This is a genomic window from Nostoc sp. CALU 546, assembly GCF_048836525.1.
In genome coordinates this window covers 1-2701 of the sequence record NZ_JAWJTF010000277.1, presented here as the reverse complement: position 1 = coordinate 2701, position 2701 = coordinate 1, and the positions used below count along the sequence as shown (strand labels likewise).

Below are 2701 nucleotides of genomic sequence, written 5' to 3'. Positions count from 1 at the left end.
AGATCCAGGAGGAGATTCCATCCTCAGCATTCAAATCATCAGCAGAGCAAAAGTTGCTGGAATAGAACTGACAATCAAACAACTATTTGCCAATCAAACTATCGCCCAATTAGCCACAGTTGCAGGTACAACAAAAGCCCTCTCAATCGAACAAGGATTAGTCACAGGAACATTACCCCTAACACCAATTCAACACTGGTTTTTCGAGCAAAAGTTCCCAGAAAAACACCACTTTAATCAATCATTCCTCCTCACAATACCATCAGACCTCAACCTAGAAATATTAGAGCAAGTATGGCAGCAATTACTAAAACATCACGATGCTCTTAGGCTAAGATTCACTCAAACAGACACAATATGGCAGCAGATTCATGCTAACCCAACCGATAATATTACTATCCGCCATTTTGACTTATCGACAGTTCCAGAAATTGAGATAGAAACTGTCATTGAAACCACAGCCAATGAATTACAGGCGAGTTTAAATCTTTCAGAAAATCTCGTGCAAGTAGCATTTTTCTGGCTGGGTATTAACAAAAAAGCGCGATTGCTGATATTAATTCACCACCTCGTAGTAGACGGTGTTTCTTGGCGGATATTGTTAGAAGATTTGCAGACAGCTTACCAGCAACTAAGTCAAGGCAAAACCATTCAGCTACCTGCAAAAACTACATCTTTCAAAGATTGGGCGCAAAAGATAACAGCTTATGCCCAATCAGAAGTCTTAAAATCAGAACTAGATTATTGGTTGAGTCCATCTTACGATGCAGTTGACTCTATTCCAGTGGACTATGCACAAGGAATAAACACTACTGCATCGGCTAGGACAGTAACAGTATCATTAGATGAAGCCGAAACTCTTTCTCTCCTGCAAGATGTTCCGAAAGCTTACAAAACACAAATTAACGATGTCTTGTTAACTGCCTTAGTGCTGGTATTAAGCGAATGGACTAACTCTGATTCAGTGTTATTCAACTTAGAAGGTCATGGGCGGGAAGAAATCGTAGATGGTGTAGACTTATCACGCACTGTTGGTTGGTTTACAACGATTTTTCCAGTAGTTGTGGAACTGGGAATCACAGATGATCTGGGTACTGCTTTAAAATCCGTCAAGGAACAATTACGTGTAATTCCTAATAAAGGCATTGGCTATGGCTTATTGCGTTATCTGAATGTTGATGCAGAAATTAATGCCCAACTAGAGAAAATTCCCCAAGCAGAAGTTAGCTTCAATTATTTGGGGCAATTTGCTCAGGTTGTGAATACATCTTCTCTGATACAAATAGCTAATGAGTCTAGTGGAAACAGTCAGAGTTTACAAGGTCAGCGCCATTATTTGCTAGATATTAATGCCATCATTATCAACGAAAAACTGCAAATAGATTGGACATACAGCAGCAATATACATCAGCACGAAACGATTGAGAATATTGCCCAAGAATTTGTCGAAACTTTGCAGAAGCTCATTGCTCATTGTTTATCAACAGAAAATATAGGTTATACGCCTACAGATTTCCCATTAATTCAACTTGACCAACTAGAAATAGATCAGATATTACAAAATTTATGAAATTAGAACTTAACAAAACTAATCGGCAAAATATTGAAGATATTTATCCCTTATCTCCCATGCAAGAGGGGATGCTATTTGAAAGTTTGTATGCTCGAAATTCAGGCGTATATTTTGAGCAGATAACTTGCATTTTGACGGGAAACCTAGATATAAAAACCTTTGAGCAAGCTTGGCAGCAAGTAGTAGCTCGGCATCCCGTCTTCCGTACAGCTTTCCTGTGGGAGTCTTTAAGCCAGCCGGTTCAAGTGGTATATCGACAGGTAAATGTGACAGTCGAAACTTATGACTGGCGGGAGTTATCTGCACAAGAGCAGCAACAGCAATTAGAGACTTTTCTGGATTCGGAGCGACAACAGGGTTTTCAAGTGTCGCAAGCGCCATTGATGCGTCTACATCTAATCCAGTTGGATGGGAATACTTATCAGTTTGTTTGGTGTCATCATCATTTATTACTTGATGGCTGGTCGTCACCTTTGGTTTTCCAAGACCTGTTGGAGTTTTATCAAGCTATTTCTCAGGGTAAAAGTTTATCTAACATCGGAACTGTCAGCTACCGCAACTATATTGCTTGGTTACAACAACAGGATCGAGATTTAGCTCAAGAATTTTGGCGACAAAAACTCCAAGGTTTTACTACACCAACTCTTTTGACTGTGGATAAACCATTGTCAATGCGGGAGCAGCATTCGAGCTACAGTGAACAACAAATTGACTTAACTGTGTCAGCAACAACAGCAGTAATGTCTTTTGTCAGACAGCATCAATTGACGATGAGTAATTTGGTGCAGGCGACTTGGGGATTGTTGCTTTCTCGCTACAGCCAAGAAACAGATGTGGTTTTTGGTGCAACGGTGTCTGGTCGTCCGCCTGAACTTGTTGGTGTAGAGTCGATAGTGGGTTTATTTATCAATACTCTGCCAGTGCGGGTACAAATCTCCGAGAAGACTGAATTGCTGGGTTTGTTGAAGGATTTACAGGCACAACAGATTGAGTCTGAGCAATTTTCCTATAGCTCATTAGCAGAGATTCAGGGGCTAAGTGATGTTCCCAAGGGTACTTCTTTGTTTGAGAGTATTGTTGTTTTTGAGAATTATCCTATTGATACTGCTGTTCTAAAAGGCGATCGCA

At 40.2% G+C, this 2701-nt stretch carries 2 protein-coding genes; both read left to right on the top strand.

Annotation, left to right across the window (positions count from 1 at the left end):
- A partial coding sequence (locus tag RRG12_RS42650; RefSeq protein WP_420763254.1) for a condensation domain-containing protein occupies positions 1-1570 on the top strand: 1570 nt, incomplete at its 5' end.
- Positions 1567-2701: condensation domain-containing protein (locus RRG12_RS42645; protein WP_420763253.1), on the top strand; the 1135-nt coding region annotated here is incomplete at its 3' end. The genes RRG12_RS42650 and RRG12_RS42645, both read left to right, overlap by 4 nt.